The following is a 21,386-nucleotide window of genomic DNA, read 5'->3' on the forward strand; positions in this document are numbered from 1 at the left end:
GATTCCTGGTGCTGGACCGCGCGTTGCCAACATACGTACGAAGAATGTGACCAATATCAGGAGACCGCGCAAAACATTATCCCGAAGCTATGACAATCGTGAAGCGGATCACGTCCGGTGTACTTGATGCGCCCGATGGACCTGCGAATGTTGTGTCAGTCGATTGAGGGGGGCAGGGCAGACCGGCTGGGCGATCGCGCGAACGGACCAGCGTCAGCCCAATACGTCGACCCTGCCCGTTTCGAGACGATATAGACCGCCGACGATCTTTAGTGTTTTCTGCTCAACAGCCGGGTTCAGGATCGGGCTGGCGGATTTGAGCTTATTGACGTTATCGATCACATTCTGCTGGATCACATCGGCAGAGCTGTCACCTGGTTTGTGGCGCGACCCTCTTACGGCAGGCGCGAGCGCGCTGACGATGGAGCGAATATGTCCCGGCGCCGGCTTGCCTTCGTCAAGCGAGTTGATCGTGGCGTCTATCGCGCCGCAGCGATCGTGACCGAGTACCAGGATCAACGGCGTGTTCAGTACGGCAACCGCATACTCCAGGCTAGCTAGCGTGTCATCGTTGACGAAGTTACCGGCGAGGCGGCATACGAATAAATCACCAAGTCCGCTGTCGAAGGCAAGCTCGGGCGCTACTCGCGAATCGGCGCAGCTCAGAACCGCCGCATATGGATTCTGGCCATCGACTAAAAGTCGGCGCTCCCGTTCCAGATCGCGCATTCGCGACACGCTCTGCACATAACGATCGTTACCCTCCATCAGCCGCTTCAGCGCAGCATCGGGCGAGAGCCGGTTATCCGGCTTCGGCGGCGTTGTTGCTTGCTTCGCGTCGACAATGTTGCCGGCAAACGGCACGACAAATGCCGAAATAGCGAACAGCAACAGCGAGCGGCGCGAAGGCGCGACCTCGGTCGGATAGGGAGTGCCCTGTGAGTGGTTTGCATGCATGGGGAGGACCTCTATCGCGCGGATCTATGCCACCCGATGGCTTCGGCCTCGTTTTCGCTGCAGAACCAGCGTTCAGCCGGTTTCTTCGTCATGTCGATTTGTCCGTAGCTGAGTTGCCCAGGAGAGTGATACGTGCGCTCGCCGTTACGGTCGACGGTGCCCTTTATCAGACAGTCGGGCGAGGGTGGGTCAGATAGCAGAGCGGATCCGAGCAGGAGTTCCTGGGCCTCGTTCGGCACCGAGCTCACGCCGACAATGATCGTGCTCTTGTTGCGGCGGCGCCAGTCCCAGGGGGTGATGAATGCCCCCGACCACAGGCCGGCAAAGGCATTGCTCGCCGCCACCTCATTGATGACGTAAACATGGGCGGATGGCTTGGATGACAGTGCCCAACCGGAGCTTACCATCCAGGCGTTCACGTCCTGGCCCTCGATGAAGCAACTGCCGAGAGACCTGCCGTACTTGTCTACTCCTGCGGTCTGACAATCCCATATTCGTCCTTTCGAGTAGTCGATAAGGGCGTCGCGAGCCGCTACCCCGCAGGCCCATTTCCGGCCATGAGCATCCAGGCAAATCTGATCAGTCTCGGGGGCCTCGATACCCGAGAGCCGAATTCGCGTTTGCTCGATCTCTATCGTATTGGCGTCGAGGATCTGGGGAGCACCGCTCAGTTTCGCCGCGCAAACAGGAGACGCGATGATAGCGAGCAATGCTGCCATCATTACGCGGTACTTCATCCTAATATCCTTTCGCTCTTGGTTCATCGACTCACAAAATCGCAGCGATCCGGTGTCGTCACAGCCGACTGCTTGACTGCACAGATACGTCATCTGGTCTGCATCGTTCGACGATGCTTTTGTGGAAGCTTGCATATAGTTCAGCCTACGACCTGACGTTGGGTGAGATTCAAGAGTTTTCTTTGGGAGCATTTTTCGATGTGCTTCTGGCATCTCCAGTTCACTTCCCTCTCCCCGGACGTGTCTCCCGCTCTGGACCTGAGGAAGAGATCCCGCATATTTCAGCCCTCGACTCGCGACCAGGAATACGGCGCTTGGCACGCCATACCTCTAAAGGCTCGGAAGAAGCGGGGCGGGTGGTCGCCTTCGCCGCCGAGCGGAAGAAGCGGCGTTGCTAAGCCTCTTTTGATTGCTATCGTTCGACAGGACTGTGCGCGGTTCATCATGGTGAGGAAAGCGGAAGTCTGGACAAGGCACGATAAAAGTGACTGCTCAAAAGAGATCGGGCTCCCCGCTTGGTCCTACGGTACAAGGCCACCATGCTTCACTCACACGGTGGCCCGTCTCCGCGACCTTATATCCGCCCCGAAACGCTGCGCGCGAAATGACTTCCACAACGCCTAGCTGGCCTTCGATGAATGAAGAAAGCGCAAAGCTCGGCAGAATCGCGACCGTGCGGAATGACAGCCGGCTTTGCGGGCTTGCGGTGCCGAGGCGTCCCCGCATTGTTGCGAGTGGCGATCTGCATGCCATTTCAGAGCGATGAATCAATCCACAGCAAGTGTCGGCACTCAGGGCATTGCGGCAGTTAGCTCTGGCAGGGCTTAGGCGACTCACGCTAGTCATCATGTTCAACCGCCTCGCTGACAATGGGACTGAAATGGTGATGGCCACTCCTGAATTGCTGGTCTCTTCTTACGCGCTTGAAGTGGACGGCCGACTCAAAGCCGAATTCGCAACCAGGGACGGCGCCCGGGCTGGTGGAGCAGAACTAAAGAAGCGTTTTCCCACGCTTCAAATCAAGATCTATGACGTGCAGACGAATGCGCGCGAGGAAGTTTAGATCAGGCTCAATTCGATCTTCGATCCTCGCAGCAAGGCTGCGGAACTCCTCGCCGGGGGCACTCGGGAAAGGGTCCCGCCGCCATCGAGGATGCCGGCGTCGCTATCACTGCCCCGTTCCCGGGGGGGCCTCTTAAACCGGTCTCGTCGCTGCACTCGCTCCCACGGGTTCTTGTTGGTCGCGCGATGCGCTGCGCGCTCGCCGGATCGGGCCTGGCCTCAGCATCTCCTCGCCTGATCCGTGAAGGATAACACGTGGTGCGCCGGCGAGAGCGCGGATGTATCTTTTTGCACCAGTTCCGCCGCGACTACTATCGCGGCTACTGTTGGGGCAAGAGGCATCCTGATGCCTGGCTGTCCCCATTGCGGCTTGCGGGCCGGAGAGCACCCGCCTCCTACTGGCATAGCTGGGACGCGTAAATTTTCCGGCGGATGGATCTTGCTGTGCGGCCGAGGCGCTCAGCGCTCATGAGTACCGCTACCATCCTGATCAGTTGTCGAGGCCCTTCGCACCCCCTTCCAAAGGCGTCTTCATTTTGATCTATGTGACCGTTCATTTTGATCTATATGATGGAACCAGGACGCCGGAGGAAAAGTCGCAATCCTTTTGGCAAGGAAAGATTGCGGCTCCCAATCGTGTCCCTCGCGCTTGTCGAAGGTGATGACCCCATTTTGGGTGAAGTGGCGGGGGCCTGGTATGTTGCAGTTCACCAACAGCAGAACGCGCCACCGGTCCGCTTTCTCGGTCGGCTTGTCATTCGCCGCCTCAACGTAATCCACGACTACAGGTTCGATGATGTGACAGCGGCCGCGTCGGAGCAGATCGCCGAGCTTGCCTTGCGCGGTCGTGACAAAGTTGAAATTGACCGGATCATGCAGAAAACGAAGGTTTGCGTCTTTTTCGCCGTCGGTGACTTCACTGGCGATGAGTGAAAGCGCCAGGGCGCGCCAGCCGAATTCGATAGCCTTTGCATAGGGAGACGCAACTTCAATCTTTCCGTCGGTCCCGACCTTCCATGTAATAACGTAATGTTCGTCTGATCTGTTATCCTGATGCCTGGTCCAGGAAAGGTAAACATACTCAGTGTGGTCGATGCCTTCGGCGATTCCCCAGTTTCGAGGGACGAATTGCGCCACTTTCGAAACTTTGGAGACAATGTGCTCGATTGTCTCACCGTCTCGCGCTCGCCAGGTTGACTTGACTCGTTCGACAAGCGCGCTTTCGCCGGCTCGCGCAGTGTTGCCCGTCGCAACCAGCCCAGCAAGGAAAACTAGCGATTGACAGAGACAAAGCACGCCTCTTGCAGACATTCTCTTCATAACGGCCGGACCATCGGTTTTTCATCCACACGTCAAAGCGGCAGCCCTCGATGCTATGCTCGATTGAAGAAGTTAGCGGCAACGTGGCGCGGGCACCGCCGATGTCCCGCGCGAGCAGGCGCTGTCTGTCCACTCGAGTCACGCGCCGCTAACTTCAGTGGGCCAGCTACAACCCCAATTTGCCGTGCTGGACCTGCCCAGGGGGAGAAGCCTGGGCACCCTTGAGCTTGCATCCTTCGTGCCAGGAAATAGCCGGCAAATCGCGCCAGATTCGTGCAGTGTTTGTCGGCTTTCCGACCTACGCTCGTTTCTATGTTTCCATTCAGCCGATCCGCTCGGGCTTGTTCAGTTTTTGTCGCGCCGATCTTCGAGGGCCAAGTGAAGGCCGCTGCCGATTTACGGATGAGAAATCGGGAAGCACTTTGGAGGGCTGTTGAACCGTCTGGTTCGGTGTGGTCACCCGAACGCCTGCGATCGCTATCGGCTCGTAATTTGATGATAAGCAAAAATCGCTCATCACCGCCGGGCGTGTGGAATCGTCAGAAGCGCGTTCTCAGGCAGGCGGATGATAGGGTGCGCGCGTTTCTACCTACGCGCACGATGTTGCGGTCTGCTCAATCCAGCTGCCTCGGCGCCGCATTCATGGTTGGATGAGCCGTTTCCAGTCGCGACAGCCGGCAAGCGAGAAACGATCAAGTCACGCTAGCTTTCTCTCGAGTTGCTCAACATTCTCGAGAGCATCTGTCTGACGGATTGATTCATGAACGCTCTTACCAGGCCACCCGAACGGGCCGACCGCAAAGGCGGTGACAGCAAGGACGCCGACGGCGCTCCGAACAGCCGTTGTCATTGCGGGCATCCCGGTGTTCGTTGAGGTGAATCGATATGCATGCCCGAGTATTATCGGCATCAGAGACCGCAAATCGCCTACCAGGATTGGTTGGTTCGCAGATCAATATGCGCGCCCGGTATGCCCGATGGAGTTTTCGCAGGTGTTTTGTCCCTGGCGCGGTTCTTGACTGCCGAGAGACCGAAATGCCACTCGAAGCGCCGTGACTTGCGCCTTCGACAATTCTTTCGTCACATACATTGGAGAGTGCATCTATTGGAGGGGCTTCCAACCGTGGTCAACTTTCGACGTTAAATGGTCATTTGAATCACTGATGATGGCGGCAGTGACGTGAGAGAGTCATCTTAGAGGTTGACGGAAGAGGTCTCTTGCCGATAATCCAAATCGTAGAGGTTCTCCGCTCCCGCTGGATTCGGAGCTAAGAGGGAAGCCGGTGAACATGCCGGCGCTGCCCCCGCAACTGTAAGCGACGAGCCGCTGTCCAACAAAGTCACTGAAGCCCGTACAGCTTCGGGAAGGCCGGACAGCAGCGATGACCCGCGAGCCAGGAGACCTGCCTCGACCACATATACGTCCACGGGCGGGGTGTCCCGGTGGTGCGCCAAGCCGCCGCCGCTGGGGCGATCCTGCTTGCGTCCGCCAACGCCTTTGCCCCCAACTACGGGGTTAGCGCTATGTCTCTTCTCTCCCTTCCGGTTGCCACGCTTGGAACGCCTCGGATCGGTCCGAGACGCGAGCTCAAACGCGCGCTTGAAAGTTACTGGACCGGCGCAATCAGCGAACAGCAATTGCTCGAGGACGCAGCTGGCCTGCGTGCTGCGAACTGGGCTCGCCAAAAATCCCTCGGTGTCACCGTCATTCCGTCCAACGATTTTTCGTTGTACGACCAAGTGCTCGACACCTCTGTCATGGTTGGTGCCATCCCGGAAGTCTACGCGTCGGAAATCGAATCGGTTTCGCTCAAGACGTACTTCGACATGGCGCGCGGTTCACAATGCGATCGCCAGAATACCAGTTGCAGCCACGGATCGGGCGGATTTGGCGCGCCCGCACAGGAGATGACCAAGTGGTTCGACACCAACTACCACTACATGGTTCCTGAATTTCATCGGGGACAGACGTTCCGCCTATCCTCTCGCAAGCCTATCGAGGAGTATGAGGAAGCCAAGGCCCTGGGGTTCCAGACGCGCCCTGTCCTGATCGGGCCGGTCACATTCTTGAAGCTTGGCAAGAGTCCGGATCCTGCGTTCCAGCCGCTGTCACTCCTGGATGAGCTATTACCGGTCTACATCGAGGTTCTGCAAGAACTAGGCAAAAGGGGAGCAAACTGGGTTCAATGCGACGAGCCCTGCCTGGTCCTGGATCTGGAGGAGGGGACGCGAAGATCTTTGCTGCACGTCTATGATCGGCTCGCCAGGGAAGTACCAAACGTCAAGATTATGGTCGCGACCTATTTCGGCGATCTCGGCGATAATCTGGACACAGCTTTGAACATGCCCGTTGCCGGACTGCACGTGGATTTGGTTCGCGCACCGAACCTGTTGGACCGGATCATTGCTGCTCGGCGAAGTGATCTCGTCATGTCCCTCGGCGTCGTCGACGGACGAAATGTTTGGCGGTCGAACCTGTCGGCGCTCCGCCAGCAACTGGATCCCGCCATTGCGAAGCTAGGCAGGGATCGTGTTCAGATCGCTCCGTCCTGCTCGCTGCTCCATGTGCCCGTCGATGTTGAACTCGAGACCGGACTTGCATCCGATCTCAAGAGTTGGCTTGCCTTTTCGGTACAGAAGATGCGTGAGCTTGCGATCCTGGCGCGGGCACTCGCGGGTGATCAGAATGTTGCTCAAAGTCTTGCTGAATCGCAGTCGGCCGTGACTGGCCGTCGGACTTCACCAAAGATCCGTGATGCCAATCTTGCGGTGCGGATGCGAGCGATCGACGAGGCCATGCGCCGGCGCGCCAGCCCATTTGTCCGTCGAGCCGAGATCCAACGCAAGCGCTTTAGACTACCTGCCTTTCCCACCACGACGATCGGATCCTTCCCGCAAACCCCAGAGGTCCGTAATGCCCGCGCGACACATTCGCAAGGCGCCATGAGCGACGAGAAGTACGACAAATTCCTCAAGGAGGAGACTGCGCGCGCTCTGCGTTGGCAGGAGGATATTGGTCTGGACGTGCTCGTGCACGGCGAGTTTGAGCGCAATGACATGGTGCAGTACTTCGGCGAGAAACTCGCCGGATTCGCATTCACCAGGAATGGTTGGGTGCAATCCTATGGCTCGCGCTGTGTCAGGCCACCGATCCTATTCGGAGATGTTTCGCGGCCAAAACCGATCACTGTGGATTGGTGGCTCTACGCGCAATCACTGACCAGCAAGCCGGTGAAGGCGATGTTGACCGGGCCAGTAACGATCTTGAACTGGTCGTTTGTTCGCGATGATATTCCAAGAGGCGAGGTCTGCCGGCAGATCGCACTGGCGATACGCGACGAAGTCCGCGATCTCGAGATAGCCGGTGCGAGCATGATCCAGATCGACGAAGCTGCCCTCCGCGAAGGATTGCCGTTGCGTCGATCGGAGTGGGCGGCCTACCTTCAATGGGCCGTCGACAGCTTCCGCATTTGCTCATCAGGCGTTGCAGATCAAACCCAGATTCATACGCATATGTGCTATTCTGAGTTCAATGACATCATCGACGCCATTGCTGCAATGGATGCGGATGTCATCTCGATCGAGACGTCGCGTTCGAAGATGGAACTGCTCGACGCGTTCAGGAACTACAAATATCCCAATCAGATCGGGCCGGGCGTGTACGACATCCATTCTCCACGCATTCCCGAGGTAGGGGAAATGAAGGAGCTGATGGCATTGGCTCGGCAGCGGTTGCAGGATTCGCAGCTCTGGGTCAATCCGGACTGTGGCCTGAAGACGCGCAAATGGGAGGAGGTTCGCCCGGCGCTGATCAACATGGTCGCCGCCGCCCGGCAACTGCGCGCGGCATCTGATCGGCCAAGTCGTTGATCCTGCGCTTGGCTCTCTCCTCCAGGGCGCTGATCCGCTCATAGGGCGTTGCGCTTTCGATCATCTCGACCGAGCTTGCACGACAGAAAAAAGCCCGGCCTAGCAGGCCGGGCGAAAGTTAAGTCTGAGAGGAGCGACGCTGAACATCGCCGACTTCCATCGGCGGAGGGAGGACAGCCGATGGTCCGATTGCCGGCGAGGACATTCGCCGTAAATCTGAACCCGAGTTAAAGCACGGCTCAGCATAGCTCAATCATGCTGTGGTATGCGACCGATGTAGTCGAGTATCGGAAGACTAAACCGAGGTTTGCCTGCGATGAGCACCTTCACAAGGGTTTGCCGAGCCGAGCAAAGACTGCTGATGGCGACGCCCGGCCGTCTCGTACCGACCGAGGCGAAGTGCAATTAACGGTTTCTCGCCGCTGGATCGGCGCGACCATACGAGCAAACGCGACCGCAAAAATTACTCAAGCAGCCAATGCATGAGTGGCTTCTTGTTGATCACTGCGCAGGCAGTCGCTGTCCGGTTCCACTCAATGGCGCAGGTTTGGAACTCTGTTTGGAATGCATGAGCTGGGTAGTCCGATCCCGGCCTCTCGATACACTGTGTTGGGATTGATTCGATCCAGCAAAGGAGAAGCGCGATGGCCCTATTTGTTGGACTGGATGTTTCGCTGAAGACCACTTCGATTTGTGTCGTCGAGGCTGATGGCTCGGCGGTCTGGGAAGCAAAAACCGAGACCGAACCAGCAGCGATAGTGAAAGCCCTGACACGATGGCAAGAGCGTATTACGCTCGTCGGCATCGAAGCCTGCCCGTTGTCCGAATGGCTTATGGCGCGCTGGTCGAGACTGGTTTTCGGATGATCTGCATTGAGACCCGCCATGCGCAGAGATTTTTGTCTTCGCGACCGAATAAAGTTGATCGTAGCGACGCGCGTGGTATCGCCGATATGATGCGGATCGGACACTACAGGCCGGTGCATGTCAAAAGCAGGGCATCGCAGATACTCAGGACCACATTGATTGCACGCCGCAAGTTCGTCGATCATATGTTGGCAATTGAAGGCACCATTCGCGGATTGTTGCAGGTCCACGGCCTCAAGCTTGGCCTCATCCATCGCGCGCGTTTCACCGCGAAGGTCGAAGCCCTGCTGGCTGATGCGCCAGAATTTCAAATGGCCATTGCGCCGCTGCTCGAGGCACGAAACACGATGCGGACAATGAAGGCCTTGCTGGACCGTCAGCTTTGCTCCTGGCGCGCAAGGATGATGTCTGCAGTCGTTTGATGACCGTCTCCGGCGTAGGACCGATCGTGAGCCTTTCTTTCAAAGCCACCATAGACGATCCGAAGCGATTTAAGGATTCCAAGGTCGGTGGCCGCACATCTCGGTTTGACGCCTCGTGTCTATCAGTCTGGAGAGATCGACCGTTCGGGTCATGTCAGCAAGTGCGGAGATAAGCTGATGCGGCACGCCCTCTACGAGGCGGCGAACTCGCATCTGCGGATTGCCAAAAAGTGGTCCGTACTGCGAGCGTGGAGCGTAAAGCTCGCCAAGAAAGTCGGCGCGAAGAAGGCATGCGTGGCGGTAGCCCGGAAGTTGGCTATCATCATGCACCGAATGTGGGCTGACGGTACGAACTTCAGATTCGGCCAATCGCCAACCGCAGTACTAGCGTAGAGATCGTTCCGGCGTAGCATTCTGCTCTGCCAAGGACGTGGGGAAGGTCAGTCCGTTTCGATCCCTGTGCGATGTTCGCATTCAGCACGCGCTGTGAGCTTGGACGACCTCACCTCGCCGGACCCCATCATGGAGCGTGCCGTTCCCGGTCGACTCCGGACAGAAGCGTGGACCAGGCAGACGCAGTAAGCGGCAACGATCGTCACCCCGAAGGGCGGAGACGCTTCGTGGCTCCGGTCGCGGGCACGTGCCCGCGAGTAGATCGTGACCAACCGAAGGGCGGGGCCGCCTGAAAACACCCCTCTTTGATCAAGGTATCGGAATCAGCAATCCGACGGTGGTGCTGAGCGATTGCTCGTGCCCGCGGCTGAAGGAGTAGCTGTAGGCAGGCTCGACGAACCAGCCAAACTTTCGATCCGCGGTGGGCCAGAACATAAAGTCAAGTGCGAACTCAACGCCAGTCTGGGTGCCCTCCCGTGAGAACGTCCATTGGGGTCCGACGCCTACCATGAACTCGACCTTGTCGGACAGAGTGAAGGGCTTCTTGAAGAGAATGTCCGTATCCCATTCGCCACGGCCACCGTGGAACATGCGAGCAGCGCCGACTTCGATCTCGAGCCAGTCCTTGATGGGCGTAAACTCGACGGCAAGCGACGGGCCGTAGGTGGATGGGCCTGGCAGCCCCCATTCGCCAACGGGGCCAAGTTCAATGATCGCGGTCGGCTCTTTGTCTCCGGCCCGAGCATTTGCCGCGAACAGCAACGTCACCAGAATGAACACTGAGGTGTGTCGCCAACCCATGCTTCGTCTCCCTGAGCAAAACCGAACGTCTTGTCAGCGCCGGATAACCGTCAACGGTGACCATTTGGGGGTAGACCGAAGCTCGGACTGGGCCTGTCGAATAACCGTCACAGCCCCTTGCAGAGCGAGCATAGCCATCACCGCGGCCACCATTACATCCGGCCATCCAGTGCCGGTCCCGAAGACGCCGGCCGCTGCGATGAGTACCGCCAGATTGCCAAGAACATCGTTGCGCGTGCAGATCCAAGCCGAGCGCATGTTGGCGTCGCCCATACGGTGCTGCCATAGCAACCAGAAGGAGGCAGCATTGGCGACGAGCGCGGCCAGTCCGACGCCGCCCATGGTAAGGGCATGTGGAAGCGTGCCGGCGTAGACATGCCACGCCGTAGTCCCGAGCACCCAGGTTCCGAAGAGTGCCATCGTCGCGCCTTTCGCGAGCGCCGCGATTGCCCTGTAGCGCAAGGCCATGCCGACCACGAACAGGCTGATCGCGTAGTTGGCGGCGTCGCCAAGGAAGTCCACCGCATCGGCCTGGAGCGCGGTTGAACCGGCGGCAAGCCCGGCGCCGATCTCGACGCTGAACATCGCGGCGTTGATTGCCAGCACCAACCACAAAACCCGCCGGTACATAGCTTGCTGGAGCGGATTAGCGCCCGGGTCTTCGTGATGATGTCCACAACAATGCGCGCTCATGATTGGCCTGTCGTTCAATGGGTGTCTGGCTTATATTTGGACCCTGTAGTCGCTATAGGGTCAAGGCATGGATACGCTGACGATAGGGCAATTGGGCAGAGCCACCGATACGAAGATCGAAACGATCCGGTACTACGAGAAGATTGGTCTTCTGCCCGAACCAAGCCGAACGACGGGCAATTACCGCAGCTATGCGGCCGAGCACCTGCGACGGCTTGGCTTCATCCGTCGCACGCGGGAGCTCGGATTCTCGATCGAGGAAGTGCGCGAACTCCTGAAGCTGGCCGCCCATGGTGAGCGGCCGTGCGAAGAAGTGGACCAGCTCGTGGCGCGCCACCTGGAGACAACTGAACGAAAAATCAAAGCCCTAAGGCGACTGCGCCGGGAGCTGCGCGACACGCTGGCCTCCTGCAAGGGTGGGCGCATCGCCGAATGCCGAGTCGTTCAGGCTTTAGCGCCCGCGGCGGTCAGCCCAAAAAAGAAAGTCTGAGCCACCCAGCGGGGGCTTGACGGCCGGGATCGGATTACAGAAGCGGATCGACGCGCGACCGTGAAAGTGGCGGACAAATCGGACGCTCCACGATCACGGGGGGCGGTCCGAACCGCGCATAAGCCAGTTCACTGGTGACCGAAGTGCGGGGGCGCTGGAGTGGTAAGTCCGCCGTTCACACGATCAGACCGCCGGGCTGTGCGTAGCCCCGCACCGAGCAAGGTGAGCGTCGAAGGCTGAGGCGACGCACCGGACCAGGAACCGGGCGCCGTCGACTACGGAAAGCCGGCCATTGTCGACCACGACGGCGCCATCTGCGATAAGGCTGTCAAGCCGGGAATGATCGACAACGGCCGAATCCGGATCCATGCCGTGACGGCGAGACGTCTCCGAGAGATCGATTGTCATGTCGCACATAATTCGCTCGATGATCTCCGCCCGGTAGCGATCATCATCGGTCAGTAAATAGCCCTTCGCCGTCGCGAGCCGATCCTCGGTGATGCGAGCGAGGTAATCCCCTGTCGAGATAGCATTCGCGACGAACCCCTGCTGCAGGCGGCCGATGGCGGTGGCACCGAGGCCAATAAGGGCGCCTGCGCAATCGTCAGTATATCCCTGGAAATTGCGGCGCAACCTGCTTTGCTTCGCCGCCACAGCGAGATTATCATGCGGCAGGGCGAAGTGATCGAGGCCTACACGTACGTACCCAGCGTCAAGCAAAGTGTGAGCTACCATTTCGGATTGGAGGTAGCGCTCGACGCTGTCGGGCAGAGTGGATTCGTCGATCTTGCGTTGATGCTTCTTGAAGGTCGGAACGTGTGCGTAACCAAAGGCGGAAAACCGGTCCGGATGCAACTCGAGGCATTTGCCGACGGTATCCAGGCACGAATCGACCGTCTGTCGGGGCAGCCCATACAGCAGGTCGAAATTGATCCGGCAAATGCCGGCGTGGCGTAACCGCTCGACCGAAATTGCGGTCTGTTCGAAGCTCTGCGGGCGGTTGATGGCCTGCTGGACGACCGGGTCGAAGCTCTGCACGCCAAGGCTTGCCCGGTTGACCCCGCTATAGCCCAGGGCTTCCGCCATCGGATTGCTTAACATGCGGGGGTCGATCTCCACGGCGATCTCGGCATCAGGCAGGACGGCGAACGAATAACGCAACGAACCGACCAAATCGGCGAATGTTTCAGGTGTCATGATCGTTGGCGTGCCACCGCCGAAGTGGATATGAGAGATTGGCTGTCGTTGGCCAATGACCTCTGCAACGAGGTAGGCTTCAGTGCGCAGTCCAGCTGCATAGATCGCGATCGGATCGTCGCGTTTCGTGACAGATGTATGGCAGCCGCAGTACCAACACATGCTTCGGCAAAATGGCACGTGCACGTAGATCGAGGCGGACCGTCGGCCGTCGAGAGACTTGAGCCAAGCTTGATAGTCGACCTCCCGAACTGACGCTGAGAAATGAGGGGCGCTCGGATAGCTGGTGTAGCGCGGTAGTCGGTGCTGCCCGTAGGATTGTGCTAGGTCCGGTCGCATTGGGATGCCTCTCTCGCTCTCTGGGCGCCCGATTATCAGACAGATGCATGGTAAGCTTTGCGCTGCCTCAAATATCGCAGTTACTTATGGGCCGGCCGGTAGGTCATGCCCGCCGCGCATACATCATGCTTTGAATTGTGATGAAGCGGTCGCACTGCAGGAATGAACCTCCTTGGCAATGCACCTCCCATGGCTCATCATGGTCAAATCGAGCGAGAACGAGACGAAACGAAGCAGCAAACGGATCTTTATCGAAATTGACATCCCCAAGCTCTGCTGTTCAGAGCGAACGTTCCGGGATCTGCGGTATCTCGCGACGGCGTGCCGCGATCCGAACCGGCCCCGAGCCCACGAATTCAGCCCGTGCAGGCAAGGCTTGCGGAGGGAGATTGTTTCGCCGCACCCGCCTGGCCGCTATCGCGCGTCTCCATCGGCTCGCAGAGATGAGAAATGCCCGTTTCGCGCGATACCAATGCGGTATGGTCGAGCCTGTTACGATCACTGCCGATTACGTTTGAATCTGACCGTTTTAAGGTTCGGCCATGCCGCTTGTGCCACCAGTTGAAACAAACGATCGTTGGGCTCAGAGGCAGATCGCCTGTTCGTAACCTGAGAGCCGGCGAGACGATCTTCATTTTCGAGTCCCATGAAATGATGTCCACTTTCCTGCCGAAAAGCGGCAGCGATCAATGTGGTCCATCCCTCTCCGCATTGTGTCGCGGGTTGCCGGCCAACGCGCTCGAAAACGCAAGTGCGCTCCGTTCGGCCTCAGCTTCTTTTTCCAATTGTAGAATATGCGCTCTTAGCGCGTCTGACGCTGCTTCAGCTGTCTCGCAAAATAGCGGATCACCGTGATCGGTGAGTGCGGAGGCGACTTCGCTCCAATCCTGAGCCGATAAAGCCGCAACGGCGGCAGGGAAGAAGTCTCGTTCTTCCCACATCATGTGGTGCCGCTCGCGTACTATAAAGTCGCGCACGATGTTGCCGACGTCTTGTCGAAGGACTTCGCGGTCGGCCAGGACGCCATCAATGGCCCGAGCGAAGTGGTGCAAGCGGTCGATGACTTCCTGATGCTCATGGGCAAGATCACCCACCATTGCAGCCGCATCCGGGGCGCGCGTCTTGAGCCTGGAAAAGATCAAGTCTTCCTGCGGATGATGATACACCGCCGGGTAAACCTCGAAATAGCTGATAATCGCGCGGATCACCTCATAGTCCGGACGATGTCCTTGCTCAAAAATCTCCAATTCGCGTTGAAGGGCGATCAGAAGCAGATCAATATTGCGATGCTCTCGAAGCAGGCGATCGATGACCATTGCGGTGCTCCATGGAGGAAATGTAAGCTAGCGGCGATTTGTGCCAGATCGCCCAAGCCGCACTTCGAGCTCTTTCTGCGCTGTATTTGCCGACACTGCTCGGCGTATAGAAGGAGTGCGCCGTCGAAAGCTGGCGCAAATCGCCTTAGCCGAAGCTCTGCGCAAAGCGGATGGACAGTTTGTCTTTGAGCTCGACTCGGCGTGAACTCCGCAGCACGATCGCTCCGTTCTGCTCAAGCTGGGTAAAGGTGCGCGACACGGTCTCAATCGTCAAGCCAAGGTAATCTGCAACATCCTGCCGCGACATGGGCAACTCGATGGCAGCGTTCTTCGTCGTGCGGCGAGATATATCGAGAAGGAACGTGGTAACCCGCTCTTCTGCGCTGCTGATCAGGAGCATCGAATGTTCCTGAAAACGGCGTAGCTCAAGCGCCATCGCCTCCCAAAGTTGCCTTGCGAGATCCCTCTCGTGACTGCCGCGAAAAATGACAGCGGTACGCTTCACCATCAGCAGTTGCGTCTCGCAGATCGCTTCAGCCGAAGAGATGTGGCATTCTTCGGCCTCAAAGCCAAAGATCTCACCGGGCAGATAAAAAGCGCCGATTTGACGACGACCGTCTTCGGAAACCTTGTAGGTTCGCACAGCACCCGACACTACCTGATAAAGGTATTCGGCTGCTTCGTCCTCGCCGTAGATCTCGCTATTGCGAGTGAACTTCATCGGTGTAGCAATCATACCAAACGGTCCACGAACGTCAGATTGCCCACGCAAGTCGCTGTTCGGATGGGGGCTGTTCTCAGTAAAGCTGGCAGCCGGGGCGTACATGGCGAACTCTATGCGTCGAATGTCGATGAGATAGATTGGTCGCTCCGGACGAATTGTGAAATCCGGATGTTTTACCTAAGTAACAACCCCTACGTATTTACACGTAGCTATACGAAGATTGTCTTGAAACGGGCGCCGGCGGCCTCCTGATTGCGCGACGCAAGTTTCGGCCCGCAGCCGAAAGTTTCTTTCGTCACGGTGACGCTGACCCAGGACCGGTCGACCGGGGAATCTGACAAGGCGAGGTGATCCAATCGATGTACGCTCGATGGCCCGGACGAGGCGCCCGTCATCACTTGATATGCGCATGTGGACTGCAATTGGGGGGATCATACAGCTCAACGGCTCAACATCCGGTCTTGCCGCACTTCTGCAATTTTACAGTTGGAGGAGACCGCGATTCAACCTGAAGTTGAGCTCGGGCGGCTGTCGAATGCCGGTGACGCCGTCGAGACGGCATTCCGCATCCCGGCAACATGCGCCCGTTCGATCCTTTTGCTCTCAATGTGACATCAGGACTGGGATGCTGATCGCACGAAGCATATGCCGCATGGAGGCGCCAAGCAGCCTCTCCTGCAGCCGAGAGCGACCATATCCCCCCATTACCAACAGGTCGAGGCCTTCGTCGGCCGCAAGCGACAGGAGGGCGCGCCGCGCTGCTCGCGTTGTCGGAAGTGACACGACCTTCGCAGGAAGTCCCGATTTTGCAAGGTACTCTCCCAGATGCGCGGTGGAACTCTCTGCCGGGACCTTGTCCGGAGCGGTGGTCGCAATGATGGTGAGGGCATCGGCTTTACACAAAAGTGGCCTCGCGTCGTGCAGCGCACGCGCCGCACGGCGGCTGCCGTCCCAGCAAATCCCTACTCGTCTGATCGAGAAGGCGCCGTGGAAAGTAGGTGGCAGGTACAGAACTGGCCCACCAGCCTGGAAAAGAATCTCGCTAGGTATAAAATTGTCGTAACTATCGTAGCCGCTCTGAGGCTGTGTAACGATGGTCATGTCGTGGACTCGCGCGCTTGCGCAGATGATGCGGCGCGCGTCTGCTGGAATCGCGCTCAGCGCACGACTCGTATAGGAAATGCCGGCAGTCCGCGCCTGTATGTCGAAGATATGAAGTGCTGCTTCGGCCCGCTCCAACGCACGCGCCTGCTCGACATCGAAAACAGCAGTAACTGCCGTTACGCCCATTGCAAGAAGCGGAATAATGGTTCTCTCGTAGCCGATGGCTACAACGTCAAGATGCGCGCCGGTGCTCAGCGCGAACGAAATCGATCCGTTGATTGCAGCCCGCACCGGGAGCTCCGTCGGAAGGTGGACCAGTATGTTCCCGAGCATTGTCGTTCTCCGAAGTCAAAGACCTGCGCCTCGGAGAATCCGAGACCTCAAATGATCCGCTTCATATACCGCCGCTGAACGTTCTTGAGCACGATCAAACTGGCAAGAAGCGGGCCTCATGATAGTCCACGGCCAGGAATAGTACTCGCCTGTGTTGCACAATTTACACCCTGCAAAGAATCGGCAGTCGATTTGAAGCTCCTGCGCATCAGGAACATGACCTGCTCGTGCGATCTGTTCAGTTGAAGCGGACAGCTCGATGCTTGATAGGACGTTCCGTCCCTTGCGATGTTCTAGAGTCCGGCGGCGATGGCTATTCGCATCAACTCAGACATGCTGCGAACATTGGTCTTGGCCATGACGTTCGCCCGGTAAACCTCGACCGTTCTCGGGCTGATACCAAGATCATGGGCGATCACCTTGTTGATCTTGCCGGCCAGTAGTCCCTGCAGGACATCACGCTCGCGCGACGAGAGTTCTGCCAGGCGGGCTTCCGCCCGCAGTTTCGCCGCATCGTCCGCTAGCTCGGTTGGCCTTGCTTCCAAGGCGCTATTGATCGCACGCAATAGCACCTCGTCTTCGAAGGGCTTCTCGATGAAGTCGACCGCACCCGCTTTCATCGCTTCGACTGCCAGCGTTACGTCGCCATGACCAGTTATCAGGATGACGGGACAGTCGACGCGATCGGCCTTCAGTTTGCGGACCAGTTCCAGGCCGCTCATGCCCGGCATGCGGATGTCCGACACAATGCAGTCAACCGGACCGCTCGCGGCGTCACTGAGAAAGCCGCTCGCCGTCTCATAGGGTGCCACGCAGAAGCCTCTAACATCAAGCAGAAACGCGAGCGAGTCCCGCATCGCGGCGTCATCGTCGATCACAAGAATGCGCCGCATGGTCATGCTTCTTCATTAGCTTCCGCAAACGGCAGGGTAAACTGAAAAACCGTGCCGCCGCGCGGGTTGGCTTCCACAGCGATGTGGCCGCCATGGGACTCGATGATCGTCCGGCAGATTGATAGTCCCACACCCATGCCATGCTCTTTGGTCGTGACGAAGGGCTGGAACAGGCGGTCGGCTATATCAGGGCTGATGCCAGAGCCCGTATCGGCAACGGTAAACCTGGCGAGGCCGTCGACTTTGGCAACTCCGACGGTCAATTCGCGACGCGGGCTGGAGGCCATCGCCTCGATCGCGTTTCGTATCAGGTTCAGCGCGACCTGCTGGATCTGGATCTTGTCCACGATCATCGATGGCAGATCGCGATCGCTGCGGATCGTCACCCGCACGCCTTGCTCCTTGGCGCCGAGCAAGGCCAGAGCGACCGCCTCTTCAAGCAGGGTGAGCGGATTCTCCATTGTGTGCTCCGTCTCGCCTTTGGCGACGAATTCTCGCAGGCGCTTGATGATATCGCCGGCACGCAGAGCTTGCTGGGTGGCATGTTCGATGGCATCACCAATACGGTTGGCGTCCGGCTTGTCTGACGCCAGCAGCATCTTGGCGCCGCGCATGTAGTTTGTGATTGCGGAGAGCGGTTGGTTGATCTCGTGGGCAATAGACGAGGCCATCTCACCCATGGCGGTCAACCGCGAGACGTGCACGAGCTCAGATTGCAGTTCCTGCAATCGGCGTTCCTGCGCTCGCCGTTCGGTGAGGTCTCGGATGAAACCGGTAAAGAATCGTTCGCCGCGCACTTTGGCCTCACCGACGGCGAGCTCCATCGGAAAGGTCGAGCCGTCGCTTCGCTCGCCGACCACGATACGGTCGATGCCGATGATGCGCCGCCCTCCGGTAGTCAGATAGCGTTCAATGTAGCGGTCATGCTCGGCACGGTAGGGCTGTGGCATCAACCTGGATACATTCGCTCCGACCACTTCGTCCGGAGACCAACCGAATAAACGCACTGCCGCGGCGCTGAACGAGCGAATGAGTCCCTTCTCGTCAATCACGATCATGGCTTCTGGTACGGTGTCCAGGATCGACTGCAGATGGGCTTGCCGGTACCGCGCCTGCTTTGATTCTCGCCGCAGCCGATCGCCCATGAAGCCGAGCACGGGGCCAAGTACCGCGAATCCGGCTATTTCGATCATGTTTGCAGGATCGGAGATGAGGTTTTTCCCAAGACATGCCGCGCTGATGATGAGGCAAAGCAGTGTAGCGAAGATGGCCGCTCCGCGGCCGCCAGCGAAAGCGGCAAAAATGATGACTGGAAGGTAGATGATCGTGAATGTGCGGTCCTGAAGATACGGATCCAGCGCCCCGCGAAGCACAAGCGCCAGCGCGGCGGCCGCCGCGGCTGAACCATAGCGGTACCAGATGTGGTCGGACATGTTTCCTGGCAAACCTCTCATTCGATCGACTGTACATAGTTTGTCTATGTGAGGCGACCGGATGCAGCCGCGTTTCGTTGCGCTACCTGTTGTGCAAGGCAGCCGCCGCTATCTCGGCCAGATGCGCCAGTGCGTGGGCTGCACAGCGACGTGCTCTCCGGTCGTGGCCTTGATCCAGCCGCCGAAGATCCGGCGGCAGGGAAAGACCAACCGGTGAATGGCACTACCCTCGATCACCGCGATCTCCAACTCCCGGTCAAAGGGCGCCGTTTCAATGCGCTCCCACGTCAAGTCGCCAATAGATCCTGGACGGTCATCATCGCCGCTGACTGACAAAATCAGGCAACCTTTCGAATACTACGGGCGAGATCGCTCTGCGCCAAAAGGCTCAGGCTGATCTCGCCCGAGCGGCGCATGGTCTCGATCACGCCCGTTGCGGTCCAGGTGCTTGGGGGCGTGGCGCTGCCGATCGGGTCGTGCTGGGAGGTGATCCGATCGCCTACCGAAGTATTAGGGCTGCGAAACAGCCCCCGGGATCCGGTCGAGTCGAACCGGGCCAGTTGAAGCCAGCGCCGGTTGGTATTGATTGCTGTTGGAGAGCAGCCGGAGGGGACTGCCGTTCCTGCAAGCGTGCCCGCGGCGGGACATTTGTCGCCGTGGTCTGTCATGTCGGATATCCTTTGTCGGTCGGAAGTTTCCCCGTCCTACGAAGTCAGCGTGGGGCGCGGAGTCTTGATGCCGTCGAGTGCGCTCTTGTGAGTCTGGCGAGTCCCTGTGGGAACGGTATGACGGCGGAATTCGCTTGATGGCATTCAGATGGGCCAGCTGTGCTCGGCCCGTGCATCGCGCCGATTCGCGGGTCGATGAAGTGGCCAGCGTCACACGCGGCGCAGGTGACCGGGTGCAACTCGCTCGGGTGCGTCCGCCAGCAGTCCTTGAGCTCACTCGGCGGTATTTGGGTACGAAAAGTTGATGGGGCGCCAAGTCTTTCTATCTGCCATGTGTCTGAGCTTGACTGGAAGGTCGTTTCTATCCGCAAGCGGCCACCGCAGTATTGATGCAGGTCAAAAGGAAGCTGATGCGCGTCTAGAACGGGGCGAGGGCGAGAGGCCGCTGCCAGTGCGTTGCCGGTAAAACGTGCTAAACCGGGTCATTCGGCAGGGCCGCGCGATCCACACAACACGCCAGCGTGTAGCGGGTTTGATGGAAATCAAAATGTAGGACGCGCAATGTGCGCAGCGCACGGGCATTGCACCATGACAACGCGTGTCTTTGAGCTGCGAGAATCGCGATGGAGATGGTAAGTTGATTGCTCGCCTCACATTATCGTTGGTCTTGCCCACGCTGATCGCAGCCATCGGCTATGGCGCACAAGTCTCTAACCCTGGGCTTATCGAAACCCTGGCTGGGGCCATCCTGACCATCGGCTTTGCCGTTGCGGCGGCAGGGTGGACCATCAGGAGCGAGATGAGGCCGGTTCGCCTCATTTGCTTACGTGGGGCCAGTTCTCGCCGCCGGTAGCCTCGGTCGCCGGCGCTGGTCAGAAATGCCTTTGCCTGCTGCCTCGCAATCAGCCAGAGCTGTCGGGAATGCCTTGTGAGCCACCTAGCATCATGCAACGTTCGCGGCTTCACAAGCTTCCACATTGCCGGCGATTGAAGTTGGAATTGATCGATAATCGCCATCGCAGGCGTAGCGGTCCATTCTGCCCCCAACCGTCTCTTGAGAATTTTCTGGATCAGCGCCTCCAACTCTGCCGGCCCAAGGCATGAGAAGACGAGAAGCTGCTGTTCCTGAGCCACCTCAACCAGATGTGATCCGGCAAGCCTGGACGCTTGGTGATTTGCAGCTTCTCCGGGACGAAAAAGCGCTCGCATCTCGATGGAGCGACAATCTTTTTTTGGGTGCCACTTGAGACAAATCAAACACTCGCCTGGCACGGATGGCAGAATGCAAGATAAGCAAACGACAGGAAGAGAGTATCATGCCTTCATTTAACGTTCGGTTCATCAAGACCGTTTGCGACGATACCGGCCACGAGCATCGTGCCTGTCAGGCTGCGTTCCGGGTGCATGCAGCCTCGCTGAGTGCTGCTGCACAGCAGGCCGAAACCGATTTCTGCAAGCAAAAAGGTGTCCGTGATTGGACCATCTTCGCTGATGCGATGGAGCTTCGAACCCCGCCTGCATTGCCCCCGGCGTGGGGTGGTTAGCCTGAGCTCGGCCTGGGAAGTCCGCGAATTTTGATCGTAGAGACAATCCGCCAATCCAGGCACGATTCTTACAAGCGTCTTCGAGCGTCGATCGAGAAAAATAGCTCGCGATGTTGTCGCCAATTGAGCAGGCGGCCCTCTTGTCCGCGACACCCTTGTAGACTTCCCCGACATTTGCCGGCCTGCGGCGCTGCGGGCTCGTTGCAGCGCATCGTCGTCCAGCA

At 58.4% G+C, this 21,386-nt stretch carries 17 protein-coding genes, 1 pseudogene and 1 riboswitch; of the genes and pseudogenes, 5 read left to right on the plus strand and 13 right to left on the minus strand.

Annotation, left to right across the window (positions count from 1 at the left end; translation table 11 throughout):
* Positions 1-213: 213 nt before the first annotated feature.
* Positions 214-957 carry a carbonic anhydrase gene (locus ACVW1C_RS29950; RefSeq protein WP_456761368.1) on the minus strand — a complete coding sequence of 248 codons (744 nt, stop codon included), beginning with the start codon at positions 955-957 and terminating at the stop codon, positions 214-216.
* Positions 958-968: 11 nt separating this feature from the next.
* On the minus strand, positions 969-1,694 hold the full coding sequence (locus ACVW1C_RS29955; RefSeq protein WP_456761369.1) for a thermonuclease family protein: 726 nt from the start codon (positions 1,692-1,694) through the stop codon (positions 969-971).
* 847 nt (positions 1,695-2,541) lie between these two features.
* On the opposite strand from ACVW1C_RS29955, the gene ACVW1C_RS29960 reads away from it, so the two are divergent.
* Positions 2,542-2,757 carry a hypothetical protein gene (locus ACVW1C_RS29960; protein WP_456761370.1) on the plus strand — a complete coding sequence of 72 codons (216 nt, stop codon included), beginning with the start codon at positions 2,542-2,544 and terminating at the stop codon, positions 2,755-2,757.
* A gap of 530 nt (positions 2,758-3,287) precedes the next feature.
* On the opposite strand, the gene ACVW1C_RS29965 is transcribed toward ACVW1C_RS29960, so the two are convergent.
* On the minus strand, positions 3,288-3,893 hold the full coding sequence (locus ACVW1C_RS29965; protein ID WP_456761371.1) for a nodulate formation efficiency C protein: 606 nt from the start codon (positions 3,891-3,893) through the stop codon (positions 3,288-3,290).
* Positions 3,894-5,299: 1,406 nt separating this feature from the next.
* Positions 5,300-5,501: riboswitch (cobalamin riboswitch) on the plus strand.
* A gap of 99 nt (positions 5,502-5,600) precedes the next feature.
* Between ACVW1C_RS29965 and metE the strand changes: the two genes are divergently transcribed.
* The gene (metE, locus tag ACVW1C_RS29970; RefSeq protein ID WP_456763213.1) at positions 5,601-7,946 is read left to right on the plus strand and encodes a 5-methyltetrahydropteroyltriglutamate--homocysteine S-methyltransferase; all 2,346 of its coding nucleotides are present in this window, start codon (positions 5,601-5,603) and stop codon (positions 7,944-7,946) included.
* A 644-nt stretch (positions 7,947-8,590) separates the two neighbouring features.
* Positions 8,591-9,627 (plus strand): annotated as a pseudogene (locus ACVW1C_RS29975) (IS110 family RNA-guided transposase).
* A gap of 309 nt (positions 9,628-9,936) precedes the next feature.
* Here the strand turns inward: ACVW1C_RS29975 and ACVW1C_RS29980 are convergent.
* Positions 9,937-10,428: a hypothetical protein gene (locus ACVW1C_RS29980; protein WP_456727957.1), complete on the minus strand. Its 492-nt coding sequence runs from the start codon at positions 10,426-10,428 to the stop codon at positions 9,937-9,939.
* A gap of 33 nt (positions 10,429-10,461) precedes the next feature.
* Positions 10,462-11,121 carry a cation transporter gene (locus ACVW1C_RS29985; protein ID WP_456761372.1) on the minus strand — a complete coding sequence of 220 codons (660 nt, stop codon included), beginning with the start codon at positions 11,119-11,121 and terminating at the stop codon, positions 10,462-10,464.
* A 67-nt stretch (positions 11,122-11,188) separates the two neighbouring features.
* On the opposite strand from ACVW1C_RS29985, the gene ACVW1C_RS29990 reads away from it, so the two are divergent.
* Complete coding sequence (locus ACVW1C_RS29990) at positions 11,189-11,611, plus strand: MerR family transcriptional regulator (protein WP_456727955.1); 423 nt, start codon at positions 11,189-11,191, stop codon at positions 11,609-11,611.
* Between the two features lie 183 nt (positions 11,612-11,794).
* Here the strand turns inward: ACVW1C_RS29990 and hemN are convergent, their stop codons facing one another.
* The 8 genes from hemN to ACVW1C_RS30030 all read right to left on the minus strand — a co-directional run bounded on the left by hemN (position 11,795) and on the right by ACVW1C_RS30030 (position 19,618).
* Positions 11,795-13,147: an oxygen-independent coproporphyrinogen III oxidase gene (gene hemN, locus ACVW1C_RS29995; RefSeq protein ID WP_456761373.1), complete on the minus strand. Its 1,353-nt coding sequence runs from the start codon at positions 13,145-13,147 to the stop codon at positions 11,795-11,797.
* A 356-nt stretch (positions 13,148-13,503) separates the two neighbouring features.
* On the minus strand, positions 13,504-13,782 hold the full coding sequence (locus ACVW1C_RS30000; RefSeq protein ID WP_456761374.1) for a hypothetical protein: 279 nt from the start codon (positions 13,780-13,782) through the stop codon (positions 13,504-13,506).
* 51 nt (positions 13,783-13,833) lie between these two features.
* On the minus strand, positions 13,834-14,463 hold the full coding sequence (locus ACVW1C_RS30005; protein WP_456761375.1) for a hemerythrin domain-containing protein: 630 nt from the start codon (positions 14,461-14,463) through the stop codon (positions 13,834-13,836).
* 145 nt (positions 14,464-14,608) lie between these two features.
* On the minus strand, positions 14,609-15,289 hold the full coding sequence (locus ACVW1C_RS30010; RefSeq protein ID WP_456761376.1) for a helix-turn-helix domain-containing protein: 681 nt from the start codon (positions 15,287-15,289) through the stop codon (positions 14,609-14,611).
* Positions 15,290-15,790: 501 nt separating this feature from the next.
* Entirely contained in the window at positions 15,791-16,582 is a 792-nt protein-coding gene (locus ACVW1C_RS30015; RefSeq protein ID WP_456727951.1) for a universal stress protein, read from the minus strand.
* A 335-nt stretch (positions 16,583-16,917) separates the two neighbouring features.
* Positions 16,918-17,523 carry a response regulator FixJ gene (gene fixJ, locus ACVW1C_RS30020; RefSeq protein WP_456761377.1) on the minus strand — a complete coding sequence of 202 codons (606 nt, stop codon included), beginning with the start codon at positions 17,521-17,523 and terminating at the stop codon, positions 16,918-16,920.
* Positions 17,520-18,950: a sensor histidine kinase gene (locus tag ACVW1C_RS30025; protein WP_456761378.1), complete on the minus strand. Its 1,431-nt coding sequence runs from the start codon at positions 18,948-18,950 to the stop codon at positions 17,520-17,522. Before ACVW1C_RS30025 ends, fixJ begins: the two co-directional genes overlap by 4 nt.
* Positions 18,951-19,288: 338 nt before the next feature.
* Positions 19,289-19,618, minus strand: coding sequence for a hypothetical protein (locus ACVW1C_RS30030; RefSeq protein WP_456761379.1), 330 nt, complete (start codon positions 19,616-19,618; stop codon positions 19,289-19,291).
* A 1,316-nt stretch (positions 19,619-20,934) separates the two neighbouring features.
* Here ACVW1C_RS30030 and ACVW1C_RS30035 point away from each other — a divergent pair.
* Positions 20,935-21,162, plus strand: coding sequence for a hypothetical protein (locus tag ACVW1C_RS30035; protein WP_229158196.1), 228 nt, complete (start codon positions 20,935-20,937; stop codon positions 21,160-21,162).
* Positions 21,163-21,386 lie beyond the last annotated feature (224 nt).

This window comes from Bradyrhizobium sp. USDA 4011 (assembly GCF_054063415.1).